Origin of the sequence: Propionicimonas paludicola (assembly GCF_002563675.1) — a bacterium.
GTDB lineage: Bacteria > Actinomycetota > Actinomycetes > Propionibacteriales > Propionibacteriaceae > Propionicimonas > Propionicimonas paludicola.
Window position 1 is genome coordinate 1,851,761 of sequence record NZ_PDJC01000001.1, and the last position, 23,026, is coordinate 1,874,786.

Sequence of the window (23,026 nt, forward strand, 5' to 3'; positions counted from 1 at the left end):
CGTAGCGGTCAGGCTGCGATTGCCCGTTCAGGCAGCGCGACGCGAGCCGCCGCGACGGGCGCCCTGTCGCGAGAAGGCCGCCACACCGCCGGACGAACCGGCGCGCTGCGGGGCCTGGGAACGTCCGGACTTGCGGGACGTGGACGCGGAGCCACTGGCCGCACGCTGGGTGCCGGAGCCGGGCTGGGTTCCCCGGGCCTGGCCGCGCGGGCGTCCGCCACCGACGGACGGCTGGGCGCCGCGACGCTGACGGTTCGGACGTCCACCACCGGACTGCGGTGCGCTGGACTCACCGCGGCGAGCCGCGGCGGGGCCGGCCTGATCCGGATCCACCAGTGCAGCGGCCGGCCCGGCGAGGTCGCGCAACCGCGAGTCGCTCGGGGAGACCGGAGTCGGAGTGACCGAGATCTTGGCTGCCCGGGTCAGGGCCTGGAAGTCGCGGCGCTGCTCGGGCAGCACCAAGGTGACCACATCGCCGGCGTGGCCGGCGCGGGCCGTCCGACCGGAACGGTGCAGGTAGGCCTTGTGCTCTGCCGGCGGATCGACGTGGACGACCAGCTCGATGTCATCGACGTGGATGCCGCGGGCGGCGATGTCGGTGGCCACCAGCACCCGCACCTGACCGTCCGCGAAGGCCTTGAGGCCACGCTCGCGAGCGTTCTGGGAGAGGTTGCCGTGCAGCTCGACGGCGGGAGTGCCCTCGGCTGTGAGCTCTCGGGCCAGCTTGCGGGCCTGATGCTTGGTGCGGGTGAACAGCAGCCGGCGTCCGGTGCCCGAGGCGAGCACCTGGACGACCTTGCGCTTCTGGGTGGCGTCGGCCACCAGCAAGGCGTGATGGGTCATCGCGGCCACCGGGGACGACTCGGTGTCGACGCTGTGCACCAGCGGACGGCTCAGGAAGCGCTTGACCAGCTTGTCGACGCCGGCATCAAGGGTGGCCGAGAACAGCATCCGCTGTCCGCCGGCCGGGGTCGCAGCCAGGATCCGGGTCACGCCGGGCAGGAAGCCGAGGTCGGCCATGTGGTCGGCCTCGTCCAGGATGGTGATCTCGATGGCATCCAGGCTGAGGTGACCCTGCTTGATCAGGTCCTCGAGGCGTCCGGGGGTGGCCACGACGATCTCGATACCCTGACGCAGCCGCCGCACCTGGCCGGACTGGTTGACACCACCGAAGATGGTCATCACGCCAAGGCCGGCGATCCGCGCCAGCGGCTCGACGGTCTCCAGGATCTGGTTGGCGAGTTCACGGGTCGGGGCCAGCACCAGGCCGCGCGGTGCACCCGGACGGGCCTTGCCGCGGCGAGCGCCGTCCACCAGGCCGCCGAGGCGGGCCACCAGCGGCAGGGCGAAGGCGAGAGTCTTGCCTGAGCCCGTACGTCCGCGGCCCAGAACGTCGCGGCCGGAGAGAGTGTCGGCCAGCGTGGCCTGCTGAATCGGGAATGCCGATTCGATGCCGCGCTTGGTCAGAGATTCGGCGAGCACGGCGGGAACGCCCAGCGCCACAAAGGACGTCTGAGCAGAGTCAGTGTGAGACAAAGAACTGCTTTCAGCTTGATTGGTTCACCACTGTCCAAGGTCGAGAGGCACTCAGATGGTGTGACCATCGGCGCGAGGCTCGATTGTGGTGCGATGAGGAGTGCGACTACCGCACTCACCTAATGAGTGTCCCACACCGATGCTCGCTGGCCGAATCGGGCCAGCTGCCGCGCGCCGCGCAACCGGCAGTCTCTGTGAGTCCATCCAGGCCACAACCTCCCACTTCAGCCATCGCTGGACCGCCGAAGGGGTCGAGGTCGGCTCCCCTGCCGCCGCAACCGCGGTTGCAGACCTGATCGATCTCGTCGACCGAGTTGCCGAGATCCCCCGAGCCGTACGCGTCGGCGCCCTCGTGTGCCACCGGTAGACCCCCTGGCGGTCGGGGTGTGGCGGAATCACCGGCCTGCCAACACTGACCGCCGATTTCGTCGTTATGGAGGCCGTTGCGAGACTCGAATCAAGCAGGACCGCCGACTTCGTCGTTATGGCGGCCTCTCAGAGGGCTCATAACGACAACATCGGCGGTCGCATCGACTCGATGCTCCACCACCCCTCTGATAACGACAAAGCTGGCGGTCACAGGAGGGCCAGGCAGCCCGGCGGGCCAACCACAGGCCAGCGCGGCCTCAGTCCGCCATCAATCGCGGCACCCGCACCCCGACCCGAGCTAGATTCGGCGTATGAGTTCTGGGGTGAGCACGTGCCCGGCCTGCGGCACGAAGAACCGCGTCCCGGCTACCGCGAGCGGACGCCCGCAATGCGCGTCCTGCCATGGCCCGCTGCCCTGGCTGGTCAACGTCGACGATGCCGAATTCTCGGCAGCAACCAACACGAACCAGATCGTCTTGGTCGACCTGTGGGCACCCTGGTGCGGACCGTGCCGGATGGTCGCACCCATCCTCGAACGCCTGGCCAGCCAGTACGCCGGCAAGGTGAAGGTGGTGAAGGTGAACGTCGATCACAACCCGCGGACCTCGGCCCGCTTCGACGCCCAGAGCATCCCGACCCTGGTGATCCTGCGTGGCGGCAAGACCGTGACTCGCCTGGTCGGCGCGCAGCCTGAAGCCGTCCTGAAGAAGCGGATCGACGCTCTACTCGCTTCCTAGCGCCACGCCGCTCACGCGCCGAAGGAGACGTGACAGGCGAGGCGGATCGGCGAGTTATCGTCGGGGCATGCACGCGATTCAGGCATTACAGGCCGGCGGCCCTGATGTCCTCGAGCTGGTCGAGGTTCCTGATCCGACTCCAGGCCCGGGCGAGGTCGTCGTCAACGCGGTCGCAGCCGGAGTCAACTTCATCGATACCTACCGTCGTGGCGGGATGTACCCGATGCCGTTCCCGCACATTCCGGGCAGCGAGGGTGCCGGGACAGTGACCGCCGTCGGCGAGGGCGTCACAAGCTTGGCTGTGGGCGACACGGTCGCGTGGGCCGACTCCCCGGGCTCCTACGCTGAGTTCGTCCGCACTACGGCTGCTCGCGCTTTGAAGGTTCCCGCTGGGGTCGACCTTGACGTTGCTGCCGCCATCCCCCTGCAAGGGCTCACCGCGCACTATCTGGCCACCTCGACCTACCCCGTGCAGGCCGGCGACACGATCCTCGTCCACGCCGGCGCCGGCGGCGTCGGGCTCCTGCTCACTCAGTTGGCCACCGCCCGCGGAGCGCGGGTCATCACCACGGTCTCCAGCGACGAGAAGGAGCAGCTATCGCGAGCCGCTGGAGCCGCCGAGGTGATCCGCTACGACCTGCTGAAAGACCTGCCCGTCGAGCTCCCCGCCCTCGTTCGCGAAGTCGCAGGCGGCGGCCTTCCGGTGGTGTATGACGGCGTCGGACGCTCCACCTTCGACGCATCGCTGGCCTGCTTGCGCCCCCGTGGACTGATGGTGCTGTTCGGCGCCTCCAGCGGCGCAGTGCCGCCCTTCGACCTGCAGCGGCTCAACGCCAGCGGCTCGCTGTATGTCACCCGACCGAGCCTGGGGCACTACATCGCGACCACCGAGGAACTGCAGAGTCGAGCGGACGGGCTGTTCACGGCGATCCTTGACCACTCGCTAGACGTCCGGATCGGCAACCGGTTCCCGCTCGCCGAGGCACGTGCGGCACACGAGGCGCTCGAGGGACGCGCCACGACCGGCAAGGTGATCCTGCAGGTCCGCTGAGCCGACCCTCGCCTCGCAAGCCGGCCGCTTCAGTCGCTCGCGCGGGGACTGGGCCGAACAACACCCGAATGGAAGAGTGTTGAGGTCCACCCCGGCCGAAACGAGGCAACCCCGTGCATTCTGACGCGCCCCGAGTCTGGGGACCCGCCGGAGCGTCTCGATCGGCCACCTGGCGCCTCGAGTTAGCGGGTGGCCAGTTTCGGCTCTCGACCACCGCGGGCGACGAGTACTTCACTGACGGCGCGGTGTCGCAGCTCTCGGTACGACGGTGGTGGTTCGGCCATGCGTTGGTCGTCCGACAACGCAGCACCCGCCGCTTTCACGGCGTTCCGAAGGCGGACGTTGCCTCACTGCGCCACGCGATCCAGTGGCACGTAGATCGGGCACAGGTCCAGTCGACTCTCGAACGCGCGTGTGTCTTTCAGTCGCACTACAGCGCGCTGTTGGCCCATCACCTGGTCGAGCAACGATGGATTCCTCACGACCGCGTAGCTCAAGTCATGGCGCTCTGCCCGACTCCCGAGGAACTGGAACGCCTTGGTCGCCTACCGATAGAGGACCTGACCACACCAGAGGAGCGCGACGCCCTCGCACTGTTGGCACGAGACCCGATTGCTGCGATTCAGACCGCCAACGAGCGCATCCTCCATGGAGAGCTGACCGCAGAAGCCGCCTTCTTCGCCGGCATTGAGAGCCAACCGCTCACGCCGGAGCAGGCCTTGGCGGTGGTGGCGTTCGACAGCCGCGTCCGGGTGATTGCAGCAGCGGGCTCAGGCAAGACCTCGGTGATGGTGGCCCGGGCGGCCTACGCCCAAGAGCGAGGCTTCGTTGCCCCGGACCGGATCCTGATGCTCGCCTTCAACAAGGACGCCGCGTCCGAACTTCGCGCCCGGGTGGCTTCGCGACTGGCGGCACGTGAGCTACCTGCGGGAGGCATCCAGGCCACCACCTTCCATTCCTTCGGGCGTGCACTGATCGGGCACGCGACCGGGCGCAAGCCCACCATTGCCCCATGGGTCGAGAACGGCAGTGACGTCGACAAGGTCAGTCGGATCATCGACGAGCTGCGGGAAGCTTCGCCGGACTTCCGGTTCAAATGGGACATGTTCCGACTCATCTACAGCCGGGTGTCGGAGCGCCCCGACCTCGAGGAGCCCGACAGCTACGACCGCAGCAAGCGCAGAACCGGCTTCCACACCTATCGTGGCGAGATCGTTCGCAGCGAGGGCGAGCGCATGATTGCGGATTGGCTCTTCCTGAACGGTGTCGACTACCGCTACGAGCAGCCATACAGCCACGACGTGGCCGACAAGGAACACAGCCAGTATCGTCCCGACTTCTTCTACCCGCAGATCGATGCCTGGCACGAGCACTGGGCGCTGGGGGCGGACGGCGCTCCTCCGCCCTCGTTCACCGGGTACGCCGACGGCATGCGATGGAAGCGCGCACTTCACCGCAAGTACGGCACCTCGTTGATCGAGACCACCTGGCACGAGATCGTCAACCTGAACGGCTTCTCAGCTCTCGCTGATCAACTGCAGCGCCGCGGCCTCGAGCTCGACTGGAACCCCGATCGTCCGATCTCCGGTATCCCAGCTGCTACCCATGAGCGGCTCGCTCAGCTGATGCGCACCTTCCTGTCGCACGTGAAGGCTGGGTCGCTCAGTCGTGGCGACCTCGATGCACGGCTCACGAGCCAACCGAGCCGGCGAAGCCGTCTGTTCCTTGAGCTGTTCTGGCAGATCTTCGATCGGTGGCAAGACGACCTGGCGGCGCTAGGCGCGATCGACTTCGACGACATGGTGATTCAGGCCGCCGATCTGCTTGAGCGACATCCATCACTCCGCACATTCGACTTGGTGCTGGTCGATGAGTTCCAGGACACCAGCAGATCGCGGGCCCGGCTGGTCAAGGCGTTGTGTGACAAGCCCGAGGCCTATCTGCTGGCCGTAGGCGACGACTGGCAGGCGATCAACCGTTTCGCCGGTGCGGATCTATCTGCGATGACCGAGTTCGACAGCTTCTTCGGCGCGACGACAACGCTGCGGTTGCAGACAACCTTCCGGAACACCCAGCGCATTGCGGACGTCGCCGGCCGCTTCATCAGTCGCAACCCCGGCCAGCTCCCGAAGCGGGTCGTCGCGAGTTCACCGCTGACGAACGCTGCTCCCGTGGTGGTCGTTCGGGTGGAGAGCAGACAGCAACTTCGACCAACGATCGAGCGCCATTTGCTTGACCTCGCCGCACGCTACCCTACAGCCAGCATCGACGTGCTCGGGCGCTACTCGCACGAACGCGACCTAGTGCCGCGCCGACTGCTCGCTGGCCCACGGGTCTCGTTCCGGACAATCCACTCGGCCAAGGGACTAGAGGCCGATCACGTGGTCCTGCCGAACCTCACCACCGGCACATTCGGCCTTCCCAGCCAGATCGATGATGACCCGGTGATCGGCCTCGCCATGGCCAGGGATGACGAGTTCCCCCACTCTGAGGAGCGGCGCCTGTTCTATGTGGCACTGACGCGGGCTCGGCACACCGTGACGATCTTCACCATCGCCGGCCTGGAGTCACCGTTCGTCGTCGAGCTTCTCCAGGACCAAGACGTCGTGGTGCAGGACAGTTCGGGCAACCGTGACCCCGTACAACCGTGCCCCAAGTGCGGACAGGGCACGGTTCGCTTCAAGGTCAGCGAATACGGACCGTTCTCCTACTGCTGCCGGTTCCCTCGCTGCGACTACAAGGCGGACGTGGTGTCGAGCGTCGGTCCCGCCAAGCCCCAGCGGACGCGGCAGGGATCCGGCCGGGTGGCAGGTGCATCCGCTCAGTCCCGCCGCAGGATACGAAGTTGATCGATCGGCGGCCAGCCATCTGGCTTCGGCAGGCTCGGCCAAAGGGGTGGGCCCAGTGGGAATCGAACCCACAACCCGCGGATTAAAAGTCCGCTGCTCTGCCTATTGAGCTATAGGCCCCACAGCCATTCAGCCTAGTCAGTGGTACAATGGTGCTATCAGGTACTACCCCCTGATAGCGTGCGCTAGGCTGACATGTAGGCTGACATTATGCGGGAGGCTGACGTGGCCAAGGAAGAGTCTACGGCAAGCGGCAGAAAGGTCCGCCGCGGCCAGGGTGACGGCTCGATCTACCAGCGCAAGAGCGACGGTCGATGGTTGGCCGTGCTTGACCTCGGAGAGAGTGGCGGCAAGCGTATCCGCAAGACGGTCAGCGCCAGCACCCGCGCCGAGGTTGTCCGCAAGCTGCGCGCACTCCAGCAGCAGATGGACGCCGGAGTTCTCCCCGACGCCGCCATCACCGAGGAATGGCTGCGCTACTGGATCACCGAGATAGCACCCCGCACCCGCCGCAAAGGTGAAGTGATCCGGGAGCGGACCCTGATCGGCTACCGGTCCTACATCGACACGTGGCTGATCCCACACCTCGGCAAGGTGCGCCTGCAGCAGCTGACCCCCGACCATGTGCGGGCGCTCTACCGGGCAATGCGCACCGCCGGCCGATCCGAGACCACGATCAGGCAGGCGCACGCGATCCTCCACCGAGCGCTGAAGGTGGCGCTACTTGAAGGCCGCGTAGTTCGCAACGCTGCCGACATGCAGGACGCACCGAGCGCCGACAGCAACCCGACCCCGCACCTGAGCCCAGAGCACGCCGCTCGAGTGATGGCTGCGACCAGTGGTGGACGTGAGCGAGTCCGGGCGATCTGTGCTCTTGGGCTGATGCTGCGCCAGGGTGAGGCTCTGGGCCTGCGGTGGGATGAGGACTTCGACGCCGAAGCCGGAACCCTGCACGTGCAGCGGGCGGTCCAGCGGCACAAGGGCAAGGGTCTGGTGGTGACTGGCGTGAAGTCAAAGACCTCAGACCGCGTGCTCGAGCTAGCGCCGGAGTACCTGGCTGCGTTCGTCGGACTCCAGATGATGAGCGGCAGTGAGTGGATTTTCCCCGGCATTGACCAGAGCAAGCCGACTGATCCGCGGGTGGACCATCAGTGGTGGAAGGACCTCCTCACCCGCGCTGACGTACCCTACGTGCCGCTGCGGGGAGCTCGGCCGACCGGGGCCTCGATCATGCTCGATCAGGGCGTTCCGATGGAGGTCATCGCCGAGAACCTGGGCCACGCGAAGGGCTCGATCAAGACGGCTGAGGAGCACTACGCGCACACGACCAAGCGCGCCCGGAAGGCTGCTCTGGAGTCGGTGGCGAAGGCGATCACCGGGGGCCAACCTATAGATCGCGGCGTCTGATCTATAGGCAATCGCGGGAAGCTATAGACGCATGGACGCACGAAAACCGCCCCGGCCTCACGATGGAGGCCGGGGCGGCAGTGTGTCAGGGGGCGGGGGTTAGCGTTTACGGCGGGGCTTGTCGCAGCGCGGGCACTCCTTTGATCCGTCAGGCAGGGTCACGAGCAGCGCGCCACAGATGCAGTACTCGTCCTCGACCATCAGAGCGCGTCGGACTCCGGCTCGGTGGACGAGCACGGTAGCACCCCGGTGCCGTAGATCTCCTTGGCCTCCGGGGGCACGCCGATCGGGTAGGTGGAGTTGAACACGATCCCGGCTGGCTGATCGGCCGTGGGCCTGTAGGCGACGCCCAGTGCCGATGCGAGCCAGCCGACAGCGGCAGTGGCAGAGACGCCAGTGGCGGCGACCTGTGAGGCCAGGTCGGGCCACCAGATCGCAGACAGACCGGTTGCCAGCATCGTCACGAAGCCGACGGCGAGACCGGTGAAGTAGACCGCAGACCGCAGCTTGGCCGGGATCGCGGGCTTGTAGTCAGACATGAGGACTCCTTCGATGATGGTTAGTTATCGTCAAACGATCAGTACGGCCACTGGTCGACCGGTACCATCGGCACGGTCCGGCCAGCGAGGTTGTGGGTGGAGTCGGTCAGGAACTGCCACTGGCCGGCCTTGATGAAGCTGTGGCAGGTCGTGGCCTCGCCGGGCGCGACCTGGTGGTTCGGCTTGTGGAACGATTCACCCTCGGCCCACTGGTGGCCATGGACCAGCAGCGACGGGCTGATAGTCGGAGCGTCGAGGCTGCCGCCCCACTGCCAGACGTCGCCCGGTCGGTCGGTGCGCTCATAGACGATCTGGTGCAGGTCGTCGCAGCCGGGGCACCACATGTGCAGGTACCTGGTCTGGATGCCCTGGTAGTCGCTTTCGGCGATCCGCGCCAGGTCGGTCATGCTGACACCGTGAAGGTGGCGACCACCCACTTGTGGTCGGAGAGGTTGCCCGGGTCAATGAGCTTCGCCGACTCGAGCTTGACCTTGCTGCCCTTGGTGAAGATCGCATCCGGGCTCTGGGGGCCGGGTCGATCCACCGAATCGAACTTCGGAGTGGCACGGATCCAGCCGGCGATCCGGGGGTCGTTCAGGGAGAAGTCTCCGCCGAAGATCGCCGGCCATGTGCCGGCCAGGGTGGCACCCTTCGCGACGTCGCCATTCTTCAGCTGGATCTCGATCTTGTCGGGCAGGATCGATGCGGGTCGGGTGTGCTGACTGATCGCATCGAAGCCGACGCCGTCGACCTTCAGCGGCAGCTTCACTGCACCATGGCCGAACGCTGTGCCGAAGCTGACCGTCCGCTTCAGGCCGGCCTTCTTCACCCGAGGGCCGATCAGGATCGCGACGCTCTTGCCGTTCGAATGGTACGACCAGCCCTTGCCGAGCTCGTCGCACATCGCCTTGCGGCCCGGATCGGTCGTCTCCTGCACCAGGATCACGTCCGGGCTGCTCTTGGCCATCAGCTGCGCTCGGGCACGCCATGCAGCCTCGGAGCAGTCGCCGTCGTAGCTCTGGCAGTTGGCGACCAGGACGGTCACCTGAGCAGACTTGGGGGCGGGCTTCGGCGGCGGCGCAGTCTTTGTCTTGATTAGCGCCCGCACCTCAGCCCGGAACGCGCCCATGTCGTCGCCCGGATCGCCAGGCTTGCGGCGAGTGATCTCCTTGTGCGCACCGGCCGGAACCCTCGCCTTGTCCCAGCCGAACGCGATCACCAGGGCAGCACCGAGAGCGACTGCAGCCTTCCGCTGTGCTTCGTTGTAGGCGCCGGGGCACTTCACTTCGATACCGACTGTGTACCGGTTCGCGGAATAGCCATCGTCGTCGGGGCCGGGCTTCACCTCAGCATCAGCGCCGGCCAGGATCTTCGCGACTGCGGCCTTGCTGTTGATCCCAGCGTGGTTCGCGTACCCGCCCGCGCCGAGAGTGATCCGACCGTCACGGTCGATCGACCAGTGGCACAGTGGGGCCTTGATCTTGCCGTTGCCAGTGTCGAACAACAGCGCATCGGTGGTGGTCCACGCGGCGGTGTGGTGGAAGATCACACCTGAGGGGCTGAACGCGATATCCGTCCGGGCCTTCTTCGATGCCCACCCGGTGCGCTTGGCGACAGGGAAGCCCCATGCGGTGAGCAGGTTGGCGGCAGTCTCGAGGCTGCTGGTTGCAGACATGGCGAAGCGACCCCTTTCGAGGGTTGAGGGTTGGGTCAGGTCAGTCGGTGCCGCCGGGAGCGTCCGACTCCCAGAGCTCGGCGTCGATGTGGTCCCGGATCTGTTCGGGCGGCTGCGGCATCGGCCCCTTGCATCCCCGGGCGACCCACAGGCCGATCCGGTTGATGAAGCTCGCAGCCGCCCCCAGCTTGTCGAGCGCTTCGGAGCGGGCAGCCTCCAGCTGTGCGACCTTGTCCTCGAGCTTTCCCATCCGTAGATACAGCTGGGCGAGGAAGCCGCCGACCGCGACCAGCACAGCGATGAGGATCGCGTCGTTCACGTCGACGAACGGCTGCTTGCCGGGAATGGGGGCAGCCATGCCGAGCAGAAAGGCGATCAGCGCAGCGAGGATCGGGGTCATCCACCGACGCCACCAGGCCGGCTTCGACGCGGGGGTGTTTGGCATCAGGCCTCCAGGGGGTGGGTGGTGGTCATGCGATCCGGTGAGCCCACAGCGTGGCCTCGGTCAGAGTGTGGCTGGTGGCAGACGAGCACTTGTAGCGCAGGTAGACCGACCGGGCCGAGTTGAGCACGACTCGGGTGCAGAGGTCGTACCGGTGCACACCGGACGCTGACGGCGTGGCCGCGCCAATGAATGTGTTGCTCGCGGACGGGTCAGCGCTGGCTGTTGCCACCAGGACCGCTTCGGTTGAGGCGGCCGTCCCGAGGCTGGCCCTTACGCCGCCGCCGATCAGCCATACGCCCTCGGTAAGCACCAGGCGATTCCCGGTGAGGTCCGTTAGTGCAGCGGTGTCGTCTGTGATGATTCCGGAGATGACGGGAACTGTGTCCATATCGACGGTGAGCCAGGTGCTCTGCGCGCATGTTTGGCTGTCGCGCTTCATGCTGGCCTGATCCTGGTCAACGAAGCGAATGCCACCAAGACCCTTGATCTCCAGGATCCCAGACGAGTTCAGCCCCACGGTGACGGGGTAGGTGGGGCCAGGATATAGGGGGGGGCCCATGGACACCCCAGTGGGACCTACGCGCATGGTTGGAGCAAAGGCCACTGACGGCGCTGGAATGGTGCCGATCTCGACGGCGCTGCCACCGAGCCGAACCATGTATGTTCCGTCGTCGGAAATCACCTCGGCCTTGGTGAGTTTCGCTGAGTCGGCGGCCAGCGTTCCATCGGTGCCGACCGTCGTCTTCTCGATGCCAGATGGGTTGTAGCCGTGAAAGCCAGTCGCGTTCACCTTCACTGCGCCGCCGGCAACCTCGACCACATCGGCCTTCACTAGACCAATCACTGCGGTGGACGCTGTCAGGGCTTGGGTGTAGAGCGTCTGGATCGTCGCGGCATCGGCCGACAGGTCACCCACGGTTGCAGCAACTGCAGCCATGAGCGAAGCGATCACTTGGGCTGCAGTTGTCGTTCCCGTCAGCGAGCTGGCCTGCTCAACCCACGCACCTGATATGTACTGCCAGACCGTGCCGTCCGCTTTCCTCCACCACGACAATGCGGGTGGTGTGGCCGGCGGCTCATGGTCGGAGTTGTAGTAGCGGGGTGACGTCGCGAGCCGGTTCGCCAGATCGGTGTCGTCCAGGACCGACTTCACCACCACCGAAACGGGGGTGGTGGCCGCCGAAGGATTGCCGGTCGTGTCGTAGGCGATCAGAGAGACATAGATGGTGTCGTGTGGATCCGCGGTCACCGCGACGTATCCGCCCCGCGACATCTGCGCGGCAACCACCACCGGCGGGCTCACGGTGTCAGCCAGCACGTCGACCCGGGCGAAATCGGCAGCCATCGCGGCACCGGCAAAGTCGAGGCCGTCCCACTTGATCGACACGATTGCCGGATAGGAGGCGACCACCGGCGCTGATGGCTTGTTCGGTGCGGTCGTGTCGGCAGGCAGCGTCACCGCCACCTGAGTCGAGAACGCAGACTCCCACCTCGCCACCGTCGGAACCGCCGACACAGCGAACGTCCAGCCAGCACCCACGACAAAGCCGGGCAGAGTCACCCCAAGCTGATCGGTCGAGGTGAGCTCGCGCCAGTTACCCGAGTCCGGCTTCCCCCACACCCGATAGGCAGACACCTCCAAGTCAGTGCCGTCCGTTGCCGTCGTCACCGCAGACCACGACAAGCCCACCGACACCGACCAGTGCTTATCCCCGCCCAACACCAACGACGGCGTCACGGTGAACCCAGCGGGCGCGGCAGCCTGCCTAGTGTCGCTCTCGATCGGGTTGGTGGTGCCATTGCCCGACACCCCCGACGACCCGCTAGTGATCGCCGACACCCGGGCGGCCGTCGCCAGCCCCTTCGCCGTGAACCGGTCACCGAGCACGACGTTGCCTCCGAGGACACCCTTGCTGTCGCGGCTGATCGTGATCTGCATCACCTTCAACACCTCGTCGCCAGCATCACCCGGGGCCGTCACCAGGTCGCCCACCTGGTAGTCGCGGAACGGCAGATAGGGGCCGGCCATCGTCAAGGTGCGGGTGTACTCACCCCGGATCCGGTTCCGGGTATCGAGCTCGGCCTGACCAGCGTCCTCCAGATCGTCGTCATCCTTGACGCCGGCAGAGTCGATCATGCCTTCCCAGCGGCCATAGTGCTCCGGGATCGTCGGATCCTTGACGGTGACCTTGTGCTTGCCATCACCCTTCACTAGCAGCCGCGCCACCCGATCGGCCTGCGAAGTCTTCGACGGGGCATCGACCAGATCATCACCGAGACGCAAATGCACCGTCGCGGACCGGTTCGTGAAAGCCGTGTTCGGGTTGTAGATCCTCAGGCCGCGGCCCCGGGTCCGCCAGTCGCACTTCCCGTTCGTGGTCAGCGCATCCAGACGGGCATGCAGCGGCTGGCCGGCAGGGAACGCCCTACCCTCCGCGTTCTTGCCGAGCTTCTTCGCCCACGAATGCCCGAGGCTATCGGTCGTCGTCGTCCAGCTCGAGCGGACGATCGGCACCGCAGGACCAGAGCGGGCATCATGCTCGTCCAGGCCCTTCTTCATCACGTCACCAGCGTCAGAGGTGGCAGGGAACAACCGCTGCCCGGCGTACTTCGACTTCGAGCCCTGCAGCGCCCCGGTGTTCAGGTCGCAGATTTTGTTCAGCAGCCACGACCACGACGGCAGCGTAAGTTCCTGCACCTTCGCCGGATCGGCGGGATCCTTCGACTTCTCCACCGCCAGGAACCGGCAGTTGTCCGGCTCCGTCCAGCCGTCCGGCTCACCAGTCAGGTTCACCTCGAGCGCAACATCGAGCCCGTCATTCAACGTCCGAGCCACGAACTCGCCACCGTCAGCCAGCGCTGACACCTTCAGGCTGAGTGCGCCATCGTTGTTGTGGACCACCGAGGCGTCCCACGACAGCGTCTCGGGCAGCAACCCCAACACAGTGTCAGTGCCGGGCTCGTAGGCGCGCAGCCGAACATCGAAGGTCACAGGTACGCTCCTTGCGCTCGAACGGTGAGTTTCGTTGCCGTCGTCCGGCCCGAGCCCGTCCATGAGAACAGGACTTTCCGGACCATCGCCGACTGGACCGCCGGCCACAACTGCAGACGGCCAGCAGCCGGATACGTGAGCGCCGCCGACACGTCGGTGCCGCCCGACAGCCAATCCGTCGACGAGGTGGACAGGCGAGCCTTCAACGGCCGCGCCGACATGAACAGGTATTGACCGGCTGCGACCGTGCCCGTGTACTGCAGGCCGGTGCCCGAAGTCGGATCGGACACGTACGGGTTCGTGCACGGCCCCGTCACCCGCAGAATCGCGTCACCAATCGGAGCAGTAGACCCCGACAAGCCCGTCAGTTCGGCACCGGTCAGATCCCAGTTCGCCGCAAGCACATCCGAAGTCCACACGTCGCCGCGGAGGAATACGCCAGGGATCGACAGACTGATCAGTACGCGGGTCAGCGAACCGAACACGAAGTCGCTGTGCCCGATCGAAGCAAGGACAGCCTGCGCCGACAGTGAGCCGCTCTTGTAGATCCGAGTCACCGTCAAGTTCGGGGCGCCCAGCACTGCGTGAATCTGCGAGAGCTTGCCTTCGAGGTCGGTCTGCGACGACGCCCGCACTAGCAGTTCGATGTTCAGCGTCGGCGACTCGTACACCGGCAATCCGACCGCAACCGCGCCATGCTCACCAGCGGTTTGAATCAGAGTGCGTGACGTAGACACCGACGGCCGCCACATGCCCGCAGACTGCACCGAGCCGCCAAGCGCAATCTCCAGATCTAGGCCGTTGACCAGCCAGCCGATATCCCCGACAGCCATCAGTTATCCCCTCCCAGCGCCGCGGCGTACTGGAGATCCCGATTTGTCGCGACGCTCGCAGGCTCAGCGACCGGATAGTTGACCGTCGAAGACAGGTACACGACCCTCGTTGCCTGCGTCGATGTGGAGTTCACGTAGCTGACGTTCGAGGCTGCCGTCTGCACCATGCCACCGCCCGCATAGGCGCGGACCTGATCGGCGAAATCGACCGCCCCACCGTTGGCGAACTTGGCCGCACCAGACTGGATGCCGGCGCGCAGACGGTAGATCGCGGACTGGCCGCCCGCCTTCTGCACATCCGAGGCGGTCAGGACATGCTCACCATTCGACAGCCGGGCCGGAATCGAATCAGAGGTGGCAGTGCCCGGCCCGTAGACTGCACCACCGTCCGCCAGGCCGAACCCTGGGCCGCCATTGATCCGCCACACCGTCTTCAGGGTGACGTTGAAGGTCGACTGGGTGAGCTTCGGCTTGATGTTCGGGTACTTGTCGCCCGGCTTGTATGCCGTCCACTCGTCGATGCCCTTCCGTTCCAGATCGGTCTTGATCAGCACCGGAACATCGGACGGGATCAGCTGCAGGTCATCGGCCAACTGCTTGGCTGCGGTCGAGGTCATGCCGGCCGCGACAGCCTGCTTGATAAACTCGTCACGCGAACGCTGCATGACCCTCTGGACCTTCTCCCCAGAAGCGCCCTGGTCGATCAGCGCCTGCGCATACGCGATCGACGACTGCGCCAGACCGTTCAGTGCTTGACGGTTCTCGCGACCCTTCTTCGTGTTCAAGTCGAGATTGCCACTTGCGGTGCGCTGCGCCTTGCCGTTCTTCTTGATCGCGGCGGCAGTGTCGTCGAGCGCCGCCTGCCAGCCGATCTCCGTACCCGACAGCTTCAGTAACTCGTTCGCATGGTCGAAGATGTCCTTATCGAGCTCCTTCAACGCGGACGCCTGATCATCGATAGCGTCCGTCTGCCGCTTCAGCGATGACGTGCTGCCATCGGAAGCAACCCCCGCCTCCTGGTCCGCCTTCGCCTTCTGCTCGGTGGCTGTGATCGACCCCTCATAGCTGGCCTTCAGACTGTTCAGCTGCGAAATCAGCCCTACACCGCCGGCCATCGCGCCATTGGCGAAGGTGTACCGGTTCGCCTGCTCATTGACCTTGGCGATCGCGTCGGCATTGCCGAGGATGTACTGCTGCGCATCAGCCGCCGAGACCCCGACTCGGTTCATCATGTCGAGGACCGAAGGCCCCCAGTCCGCGGTCCGGGTGCTCGCCATCTGCTCATTCAGCTTGACGAAAGTCTCGCCGGTGGCCTTCGCCTTCCCCTGTGTCACTTCGAGGGTTGAGGCGAGCTCATCGGTGCGCTGCCGGGCGGCAGCAGCCTCGGACGCCCACAAAGACACAGCGATGGTGGCAATCCCGAGCGCTGCCCCGACTCCGGCAATGCTGAACTTGGCAATGGTCGCGCCCTTGCCGAGGTTGTCCAGGGCGTCCTTTGTGTCGCTGATTGCGCCAACCAGCTTCATCATTCCGGCGGCACCGCTCAGGCCGAGACCGCCAGCACCAGTCAGCAGCACCATCGCGTTCAGCGCCGGCTCCGGAATCTGGCCGATCGCATCGACCACAGCATTCGCCGACTGGGCCATGCCACGAAGGGTGTCGTTCGCACCCTTGCCGGACTGAATGAAAACCGTGTCGATGCTGCCGCTCAGCCGCTCCCAATCGCCAGCCAGGTTGTCGGTCAGCGTGGAGGCCTGCCGCATTGCGAAACCTGAGTCATCAACAGCATCGGTCCACTTCTGGATGCCGTCGGCACCTTCAGTGAACAGCACGTTCGCGGCACGCACGGCGTCGGAGCCGAACATCACACTCATGGCGGCGTTGCGGGCCTGCGGCGTCAGGCTGCTCATCTTGTCCTTCAGCTGGCCGGCGAAGTTCGCCAGCCCAACGAAGTTCCCCGAGGCGTCGTAGGCGCTGATGCCGAGGGCATCGAATTGCTCCTGGGCCTTGTCCGACTGTGGGGTAAGGCGCTGCAGCATCGTCTTTAGCGACGTGCCAGCATCCGAGCCGAGCATGCCCTTCGCAGCGAACGCACTCAGTGCCGCCGTGGTCTCCTCGAGGCTCAGGCCCGTCTGGGAGGCCACGAGGCCGCCCTGCGACAGCGCCATGCCAAGATCGGACACCTCACCGCGGGCCTTGCCTGCGCCGGCCGCCAGCAGGTCGGCGACGTGAGATGCCTTCGTGCCGGGGAGATTGAACTGTGACAGTGCAGTGGCGGTCACCTCGGCCGCGTCCTTCACTTCCATCTGGCCAGATGCGGCCAGCGACAATGCGCCCGACAGGCCGCCGCCAAGGATGTCCTTCGCAGACACGCCAGCCTTAGCCAGATCGGTGATCGCATCAGCAGCATCGGCGGCGCTGTACTGCGTATCGGCGCCCGCCTTGATCGCCGCAGCCCGCAGAGCGTCAAGGTTGTTCGCCGCATCCGCACCCGACGCCTTGACCTTAGACATCGACTTGTCGAAGTCAGCAAAGCCCTTCACCGCGAGCGCGGACATGCCGACCATCGCCAGGCCGACACCGCCAACCGTGTTCGACACGCTCGACCACTGCGCACGGTTCTTCTGGAGATCCTTCTGCGCCTGGTTGGTCCAGTCCTTCATGTCGTTCTGGGCCTTGCGCAACTTGCCCTGCAAGTCGGTGATATTGGCACCGATGCGAAGGGTGATGGTGCGATCCTTCACGCGATCACCACCCTTCGGGCATCATGGAGTTGTGAATCTCAAACGGGCGATCGGACTGGTAGCGGCCGCGCTGCTTATTGGGGGCTTCTGGCTGGTCGCGTACGGCAGGGATCAGGCTCAAAGCGTCCGCGCCGGATATTCGATCGGGTATACGATTCGCGGCTACTCGGACGCCGAGGCCACGCAGATGGCCCAGCGTGAAGCGGACTCTCAGACTCAGCCGCTATTCGGGATCGGCTATCTGGCGCTCGCCCTCGGCCTCGGGGCCGGCGTTACTGCAGTGGCACTGCGTCGCGAACTTTGATCGGCCACAGCAGCGCCTGCTCGTGCGGCGAGTGCACGCCCTCGCTGTAGTCCTTCTGTGCGCGCAGGATCGTCGTCGTGATGTGGCAGCGGATCGGGTCGCCTGCGACGTAGTTCGACTCGGCCTCGGGCGATTGGCAGATCCACTTCGGGCCGCCACACTTCGGGCACTGCTCCGTCTCGCGGTATCGCTGAAGGGCGAGCATCGCGTCACGCTGCGACTCGTCCCACTCAGCCTCTGGGGTGGACTCCACCAGGCGGCCGGCGTCGTCGTAGGTGTAGGTGGTGGTGGGCTCCCAACCCAGGAAGCGCTTGTGGCTGATGCCCAGGCGCTCGGCGGTCTCTAGCTCTTGTCGGAGCTGCGCATCGCGAGCGATGCGACCCGCGATTTTGGGGCCTCGCTCGCCCCATTCACCGTGACGATCGCCGCGGCGAACTCCGACCACTGGCCATCCGCGAGCTCAGCAGACAGCGCCGCCCACTCAACCTTCGGGTTGAAGTCGACCGGCTTCCCATCGGCGCCATGCACAGCCTTGATCGACTCGGGAATGATCTCGTCCAGGCTCGACACATCGAAGCCCTGCGCCCGGTCCATGTCGTTACCTTCACGCGGCGGATGGGCAGCGACGAACTCAGCCCAACGCAGGCGAGTCACGGCCTCGACGGTGAAGCTCATCCTCGTGGCGGCCATCTGCCGCTCAAGATCCAGCACAGCCTCAGCAGCAGCCTTCACGTCCGGCGACTCGCCAACCTCCATCGCCACAGATGGCATGGTTCCGCGGGCCTCATCCAGGGCACGCAGGGCGGCGGTGTACTCCTCGGCCAGACTCAGGTCAGTGACGAGATCCACGACGCGGCGAGCTCGCTTGATGGTGATCATGCAGGTAGTCCTCCCTGGGGGCCTCTCTTGGGGTCAGGAAGAGGGCCGGCCCGCCGCCAGAGAGGGGAACGGCGGGCCAGCGTCAGGGGTGGGTCAGGAAGTCGCGATCGCGACGTCCTGGGCGTAGTCGCGCACCGCCAGGGGCACCTTCGACCGGAAGGACGAGTTCGCCTCAGCAGCCATCCGGGTCTTCTCGCCGGCCGCACAGTCGAGCACGGTCACCTTCTGTGTGGTTGCAGCCAGCGCCGCATCCCACGCCGGGCCGTAGCGGCGAACGATGTAGCCGTCACCGACCAGAGCCTCGATCGCAGCGTTGTGCTCCGCCTCGTACGGGCCGCCGGTGTTGTCGATCACCGTCACCGCGGTGTTGGAAACCGACACGTTGCCGAGCGCCTGGCCGACGAACTTCAGCGGCTCGCGGCCGTCCTCGATGTACTGCTGCTCGGGCTGGAACTCGAAGCCGCCCTTGGTGATGTACAGCGAGATGTCGACGACGGTCCCAGCGCTCAGCTCGGACAGCTTCGGTGCGCGGATGTCGGCGATTGCCGGCACCCACAGGGTCTTGATGTTGCCGTCAGCCGGAGTCGACGGCGGCACGGTGTAGGTCATTCTGACTCCTTCTCAGGGTTGTCCGGAGCCGGGTCTGACTCCGACTTATCCGGCTGCGCCGGAGATTCAGGGGGTTGAGCGCCTGGCCGATGGCGGGGCTTGGCCGACTTGTCCTCCGCAGCCTCACTCGGGGTTGCCGCGAACTTCGGGGGGCGGCGCAGGCTGCACGGCTCCACACCCTCGACCAGCTCGACAAGGTCTTGCGTGATCAGCCGCGACCCCTCCGGCACGTCGAACTCGTGGCCGTTCTCATCTCGGACTCGGACGTACATGCGGGCCTCCTTGGGGCATGCCCTAAGAGCCCTGCGGCGGAGTGCCGAGGGCTGATGGATTGAAAGGGTTAGCGGGAGACGGTGAACGGGAACGTGGCCCGGATCACCTGGTATTTCAGGTCGGTGTCAGTCGCTTTGAGGCCAGCCGCATAGGGGCCGCGCACGCTCGGCGGCTGGATCGCCCCCACCTGCCAGCCCTCAACCTCGACCCGGGTACCGATCAGCGACTCGCACACCTGATCGAGGATGAAGTTCGCCTGATCCTCAGTGAGAGCGGCGATCGTGACGGTGAGCGCATCAGTGAAGCTCAGTGGCAGGGAGGCTTCGGAGATTTCGGTCTCCTGCCGCTCGAAGCTGGACACCAGCCACGGAGCCTCAGCATCATCAGGAGCCTGACCCAGGTGGTGAGTGACGCCAGCGGGCATCAGGGCACGGACGCCTCCGTGCAAATGCAGGATGGTCACAGGAACCCCATGGCGGCCATGATCATCGCCTCAGTCTTCGGGGCCTCGACATCGACGATGTGGTCGATCTTCACCTTGCCACCGCCACCATTCGCGCCACCCTCAACCGCGATACCAGCCAGCGAGCCAGCATCCATGGTCGGCGTGGGGCCAATCTCGTAGCCGAGCGTTGAGGTGAAATGCCCGATCCGGTCATACGACACATCAGGGGCGATCCGGCGGAAATGGCGATGCTTCTTGAACTCCTCAGCCATCGCCTGCTTGATGTTCACCGCAGACCGCTCCAGAACCGGCTCGATCGCGTCAACGACCGCGGCGCCCTTGCCGCCCATCTCGGCCGCAGCCCGCAGCACGTCAGAGAAGTCGACCTCAAGCATCATTCCCCCTCGATCGGGATCCGGTAGGCGGTGACCTGCGAGCCGCCAACCAGCGAGCGGACCACGGTCTTGCGGCCGATCAGGTTCGGGTCGAGCACACAGCCGATGCATTCGAGCACATCACCCGGCAGTGGCTTGTAGGCGCCGACCGGGAGATGAACCTCACCAGAGGTGCGGACCCGACCAGAGGTCGCCACATCATCGGCAGACGGGATCGTGGTTGCAGGCTTCCAACGGCCCGGACCCTCGTACACCGTTGCGCCGGCAGTCGACACCGCACCGGTCGCCGGATCGGTCGTAGTCGCACCAGGCCGAGTGGCCTTGATCGTGTCCGTCATGCGAGAAATGGCGGCGGCGCGCAGTTCGGGAAGCGCCGCAGCGATCTCGGCACCGAGCGTCATGAGTGGCTCAGCGAGATTGAGAACGAACTACCCCGACCGGCCGGAAACAGCAACTCCCACCATTCAGGGGTGATCTCGATCTGCCCGGTTGCCGACTCGAACTTCTTCGACACCTGGCCGTCATCGACCTGCACCGACACTTCCTTGGCAGCGTCCGGCTTCTTCACCAGAGCAGCCACGGCCTGCCGGACGACATAGTCCACGACGCTCGAGTCGAGCGAGGCAACGTCGACCCGCTCACGGTCGGCGCGGATCCGGATCAGCATCTGCGCGTCGGTGATCCACATCTGCACCTGGGAAACCTGGGCAGGGTTGAGGGTGAGGCCTGCAGTAGTTGCCACATCGTTGGACGAAACAGCCATCAGGCCCCACCCTTTCCGATCAGCCGATGAAGCCGATGGCCCGGAGGTGGGCCATCGACTTCTCGTCGTACTTGTCTGCTTCGACCACGTCGCCCTTGCTCAGCATCTTGACCTCACCGGTCTTGAGCGTTGCGTGGGCAAACACGGACAGGACCGTGAGCCGCTCGAGCTCATCAGCCTTCGGTTCCTCGACCGGGCCGGCCTCGGGCACGTCCGCCTCAGTGGCCGACACCGGTGCGGGTTCCACGACCGGCTGAGGCTGCACCTCGTCCGGCTTCGGCTCCTCGACCGGCTTGCTCACGGCCCGCCTGGGCATCAGGCGACCGTGGTGATCTTGTAGCCGGCCAGCGGATCGGTGACAGCAGCCGCGAAGTTGACCCGGGCGCGCAGACGCCACCCGTCGTTCAGGTCTTCACGGATCGTCTTGGACTCCACCAGATCACCGGCAGGCAGGTATCCGCCGCCCAGATCCTCCTTGGCAATGAAGCCAAGGTTGGTGGTGTCCAGGACCCAGGCGTTCGTGCCTACGCCGCCAGGCATGTTGGCGACCGGGACGTGAACCACGTCGAGGCCGGCGAGATTCTGGAATCGCCCGGTGTACACCGGGTTGTTCAGGTTCTCGCGGGCCATCAGTGCAGCGATGCCCTTGTTGGAGGTCATCCATGCCCAGACGACGTCGGAAACCAGCAAGGTGTCCGGCTGGTAGCCGAGGTTCTGACCGGTGATTGACGCCTGCGCGAGCATGACGTCAAGCAGGATGGTCTCGGTGGCCGACAGGTTCCACTTGGCGGCGGCGGCCACGGTTGCGGTAACGGCGGACGCGATGGCCGAACCGACAGCCTGATCGACGATCAGACCACAGGAGTTGGCCAGCTTATTCAGGCCCCGATTGACCGGGTCCATGTTGCGGCGCTTGACATCCTCGTCGGTGACGAGGGAGTCCTTGCCGTACTTGCTGACCTTCGCGACTGCCGGAGTGCCGGCGCCGGTCGTGGTCAGGGTGTACTCGCCGCCCGGGGCGACGACCTCGGGAGCGGAGTCGGCGAAGATGGACTCTCCGGCGACCTCGTATCCGACTGCACCGCCGGTGGTTGCGGCACGTCCGCGCAGCAGGTTGCTGCCGACGTAGCGCAGATCGGCCAGTTCACGCAGCCGGCGGGCCACGAAGTTCGGCTGGGACAGGAAGTAGGACGCCGTGAGGTTGGTCCCAGAAATGGTGACGGTGCCCGGAGGGAATGTGCTCATCTCAGGTCACTTCCTCTCATCGGTTCATCAGAATGCGGGCGTCTGCGGTGTCGGCCGCATCCGCGAGGGCGATGCCGATCGGGGCGGTGGTGCCAGTGGCAACCGTTCCCGCCGCGCCGGCCTGGACCACGTCACCGGCAGTGATGGCGCCAGCTGCGACTGCATGCTGTACCCCTCCGGTGAAGATGGTGACGTTGTCGTTGATGGCAGCAGTGAAGCCAGCCACACCGACGACCTTGGTGGACGCGGCGCCAGCCGGTCCGACGGTGCCAGAACCAGTCACCTCAACGAGCTGCCCACCTGTGATGGCGGCGGAAGCCTTGAGGGTGATGGCCTGACCGGGCTTGTAAATCGGGAGGTAGTCGGCCATGGCCGGATCCTCACTTTCTCGTGTCAGGGAAGAACGCGTTGTATGCGGCGTCCTCAGGGGTCTGAGTGCCGGGATGGTTGCCCTGTCCGGGATCGGGCGGGATAGCCGCCGCAACACCCTTGAGCCTCAGGGCGAGCGCTTCACGCTGCTGGGGATCAGCAACTGCATCGAGCAGCGCGATGTCGTCATCGCTGGTGATCCCGTGGGTGCGAGCAAGCTCGTTCACTGCGGCCTTGCGGTCGGCCTGGTCTAGACGCTCGGTGAGCTTCTGGATCAGGTCTTCCGGTTTCGGCTGCTCTGCCCCCTCGGGAGTGAACAGCTTGTTCAGGCCGTCGAGCACCTTCTTGTAGGGCTCGATCGCCGCCAGCTGGGATTCAGCCTTCTTGGCGCGTTCCCGTTCGGCCTCCAGCGCCTTCAACCCGGGAGCGCGCAGGGCGTCTTCCGGATTCGGCTCTGGGGTCTGTACCGCTTCGGGCTTGGCCGGCGCTTGTGGCACCGATACTGCAGCCGGGGGCGGTGTGGGAACGGGGGTGATGGGCTCGGTGGTGGGCAGGGACATGGTGTTC

23 protein-coding genes and 1 tRNA gene are annotated in these 23,026 nt (G+C 65.7%); 5 read left to right on the forward strand and 19 right to left on the reverse strand.

The window, feature by feature from the left end; all coding sequences use genetic code 11:
* Positions 1 to 27: 27 nt before the first annotated feature.
* Positions 28 to 1,482 carry a DEAD/DEAH box helicase gene (locus ATK74_RS08545; RefSeq protein WP_245840848.1) on the reverse strand — a complete coding sequence of 485 codons (1,455 nt, stop codon included), beginning with the start codon at positions 1,480 to 1,482 and terminating at the stop codon, positions 28 to 30.
* A gap of 734 nt (positions 1,483 to 2,216) precedes the next feature.
* On the opposite strand from ATK74_RS08545, the gene trxA reads away from it, so the two are divergent.
* The 3 genes from trxA (at position 2,217) to ATK74_RS08560 (ending at position 6,542) form a co-directional block, all read left to right on the forward strand.
* Entirely contained in the window at positions 2,217 to 2,642 is a 426-nt protein-coding gene (gene trxA / locus ATK74_RS08550; protein ID WP_098460631.1) for a thioredoxin, read from the forward strand.
* A gap of 67 nt (positions 2,643 to 2,709) precedes the next feature.
* Entirely contained in the window at positions 2,710 to 3,693 is a 984-nt protein-coding gene (locus ATK74_RS08555) for a quinone oxidoreductase family protein (protein WP_098460632.1), read from the forward strand.
* Between the two features lie 245 nt (positions 3,694 to 3,938).
* Entirely contained in the window at positions 3,939 to 6,542 is a 2,604-nt protein-coding gene (locus ATK74_RS08560; protein ID WP_143483598.1) for a UvrD-helicase domain-containing protein, read from the forward strand.
* A gap of 47 nt (positions 6,543 to 6,589) precedes the next feature.
* On the opposite strand, the gene ATK74_RS08565 is transcribed toward ATK74_RS08560, so the two are convergent.
* Positions 6,590 to 6,662 (reverse strand) — tRNA-Lys (locus ATK74_RS08565).
* Positions 6,663 to 6,866: 204 nt separating this feature from the next.
* Between ATK74_RS08565 and ATK74_RS08570 the strand changes: the two genes are divergently transcribed.
* The gene (locus ATK74_RS08570) at positions 6,867 to 7,949 is read left to right on the forward strand and encodes a tyrosine-type recombinase/integrase (protein WP_169923786.1); all 1,083 of its coding nucleotides are present in this window, start codon (positions 6,867 to 6,869) and stop codon (positions 7,947 to 7,949) included.
* Positions 7,950 to 8,149: 200 nt separating this feature from the next.
* Here ATK74_RS08570 and ATK74_RS08575 read toward each other — a convergent pair whose 3' ends face one another.
* The 6 genes from ATK74_RS08575 to ATK74_RS08605 form a co-directional block, all read right to left on the reverse strand.
* Positions 8,150 to 8,488: a hypothetical protein gene (locus ATK74_RS08575; RefSeq protein ID WP_098460635.1), complete on the reverse strand. Its 339-nt coding sequence runs from the start codon at positions 8,486 to 8,488 to the stop codon at positions 8,150 to 8,152.
* Positions 8,489 to 8,526: 38 nt separating this feature from the next.
* Positions 8,527 to 8,895, reverse strand: coding sequence for a ubiquitination-like system serine protease family protein (locus tag ATK74_RS08580; RefSeq protein ID WP_098460636.1), 369 nt, complete (start codon positions 8,893 to 8,895; stop codon positions 8,527 to 8,529).
* Positions 8,892 to 10,163: an N-acetylmuramoyl-L-alanine amidase gene (locus tag ATK74_RS08585; protein ID WP_098460637.1), complete on the reverse strand. Its 1,272-nt coding sequence runs from the start codon at positions 10,161 to 10,163 to the stop codon at positions 8,892 to 8,894. Before ATK74_RS08585 ends, ATK74_RS08580 begins: the two co-directional genes overlap by 4 nt.
* Positions 10,164 to 10,203: 40 nt before the next feature.
* A complete protein-coding gene (locus ATK74_RS08590) occupies positions 10,204 to 10,608 on the reverse strand; it encodes a hypothetical protein (RefSeq protein WP_143483599.1) in 405 nt (134 codons plus the stop codon).
* A gap of 25 nt (positions 10,609 to 10,633) precedes the next feature.
* Positions 10,634 to 13,906 (reverse strand): phage tail protein, encoded by a 3,273-nt coding sequence (locus ATK74_RS08595; RefSeq protein ID WP_169923787.1) that lies wholly within the window; start codon positions 13,904 to 13,906, stop codon positions 10,634 to 10,636.
* A 526-nt stretch (positions 13,907 to 14,432) separates the two neighbouring features.
* Positions 14,433 to 17,177 (reverse strand): phage tail tape measure protein, encoded by a 2,745-nt coding sequence (locus ATK74_RS08605; RefSeq protein WP_098460641.1) that lies wholly within the window; start codon positions 17,175 to 17,177, stop codon positions 14,433 to 14,435.
* A gap of 31 nt (positions 17,178 to 17,208) precedes the next feature.
* On the opposite strand from ATK74_RS08605, the gene ATK74_RS08610 reads away from it, so the two are divergent.
* Entirely contained in the window at positions 17,209 to 17,481 is a 273-nt protein-coding gene (locus tag ATK74_RS08610) for a hypothetical protein (RefSeq protein WP_098460642.1), read from the forward strand.
* On the opposite strand, the gene ATK74_RS15155 is transcribed toward ATK74_RS08610, so the two are convergent.
* From ATK74_RS15155 to ATK74_RS08670, 11 genes are all read right to left on the reverse strand, one after another.
* The gene (locus tag ATK74_RS15155; protein ID WP_143483602.1) at positions 17,450 to 17,926 is read right to left on the reverse strand and encodes a hypothetical protein; all 477 of its coding nucleotides are present in this window, start codon (positions 17,924 to 17,926) and stop codon (positions 17,450 to 17,452) included. The genes ATK74_RS08610 and ATK74_RS15155 overlap by 32 nt on opposite strands.
* The gene (locus ATK74_RS08620) at positions 17,824 to 18,360 is read right to left on the reverse strand and encodes a hypothetical protein (RefSeq protein ID WP_098460644.1); all 537 of its coding nucleotides are present in this window, start codon (positions 18,358 to 18,360) and stop codon (positions 17,824 to 17,826) included. Before ATK74_RS08620 ends, ATK74_RS15155 begins: the two co-directional genes overlap by 103 nt.
* Positions 18,361 to 18,453: 93 nt before the next feature.
* Entirely contained in the window at positions 18,454 to 18,969 is a 516-nt protein-coding gene (locus ATK74_RS08625; RefSeq protein ID WP_098460645.1) for a phage tail tube protein, read from the reverse strand.
* Positions 18,970 to 19,309: 340 nt separating this feature from the next.
* Positions 19,310 to 19,666, reverse strand: coding sequence for a hypothetical protein (locus ATK74_RS08635; RefSeq protein ID WP_143483603.1), 357 nt, complete (start codon positions 19,664 to 19,666; stop codon positions 19,310 to 19,312).
* 35 nt (positions 19,667 to 19,701) lie between these two features.
* Positions 19,702 to 20,082 carry a hypothetical protein gene (locus tag ATK74_RS08640; RefSeq protein ID WP_098460648.1) on the reverse strand — a complete coding sequence of 127 codons (381 nt, stop codon included), beginning with the start codon at positions 20,080 to 20,082 and terminating at the stop codon, positions 19,702 to 19,704.
* Entirely contained in the window at positions 20,082 to 20,483 is a 402-nt protein-coding gene (locus ATK74_RS08645; RefSeq protein ID WP_098460649.1) for a DUF6093 family protein, read from the reverse strand. The genes ATK74_RS08640 and ATK74_RS08645 overlap by 1 nt, the downstream gene beginning before the upstream one ends.
* On the reverse strand, positions 20,480 to 20,824 hold the full coding sequence (locus tag ATK74_RS08650; RefSeq protein WP_143483604.1) for a hypothetical protein: 345 nt from the start codon (positions 20,822 to 20,824) through the stop codon (positions 20,480 to 20,482). The genes ATK74_RS08645 and ATK74_RS08650 overlap by 4 nt, the downstream gene beginning before the upstream one ends.
* 40 nt (positions 20,825 to 20,864) lie before the next feature.
* On the reverse strand, positions 20,865 to 21,161 hold the full coding sequence (locus ATK74_RS08655) for a hypothetical protein (protein ID WP_143483605.1): 297 nt from the start codon (positions 21,159 to 21,161) through the stop codon (positions 20,865 to 20,867).
* Positions 21,161 to 22,090 (reverse strand): phage major capsid protein, encoded by a 930-nt coding sequence (locus ATK74_RS08660; RefSeq protein WP_098460652.1) that lies wholly within the window; start codon positions 22,088 to 22,090, stop codon positions 21,161 to 21,163. The genes ATK74_RS08655 and ATK74_RS08660 overlap by 1 nt, the downstream gene beginning before the upstream one ends.
* A 16-nt stretch (positions 22,091 to 22,106) precedes the next feature.
* Complete coding sequence (locus ATK74_RS08665) at positions 22,107 to 22,460, reverse strand: capsid cement protein (RefSeq protein WP_098460653.1); 354 nt, start codon at positions 22,458 to 22,460, stop codon at positions 22,107 to 22,109.
* A gap of 10 nt (positions 22,461 to 22,470) precedes the next feature.
* On the reverse strand, positions 22,471 to 23,019 hold the full coding sequence (locus ATK74_RS08670) for a hypothetical protein (RefSeq protein WP_143483606.1): 549 nt from the start codon (positions 23,017 to 23,019) through the stop codon (positions 22,471 to 22,473).
* Positions 23,020 to 23,026: the final 7 nt, after the last annotated feature.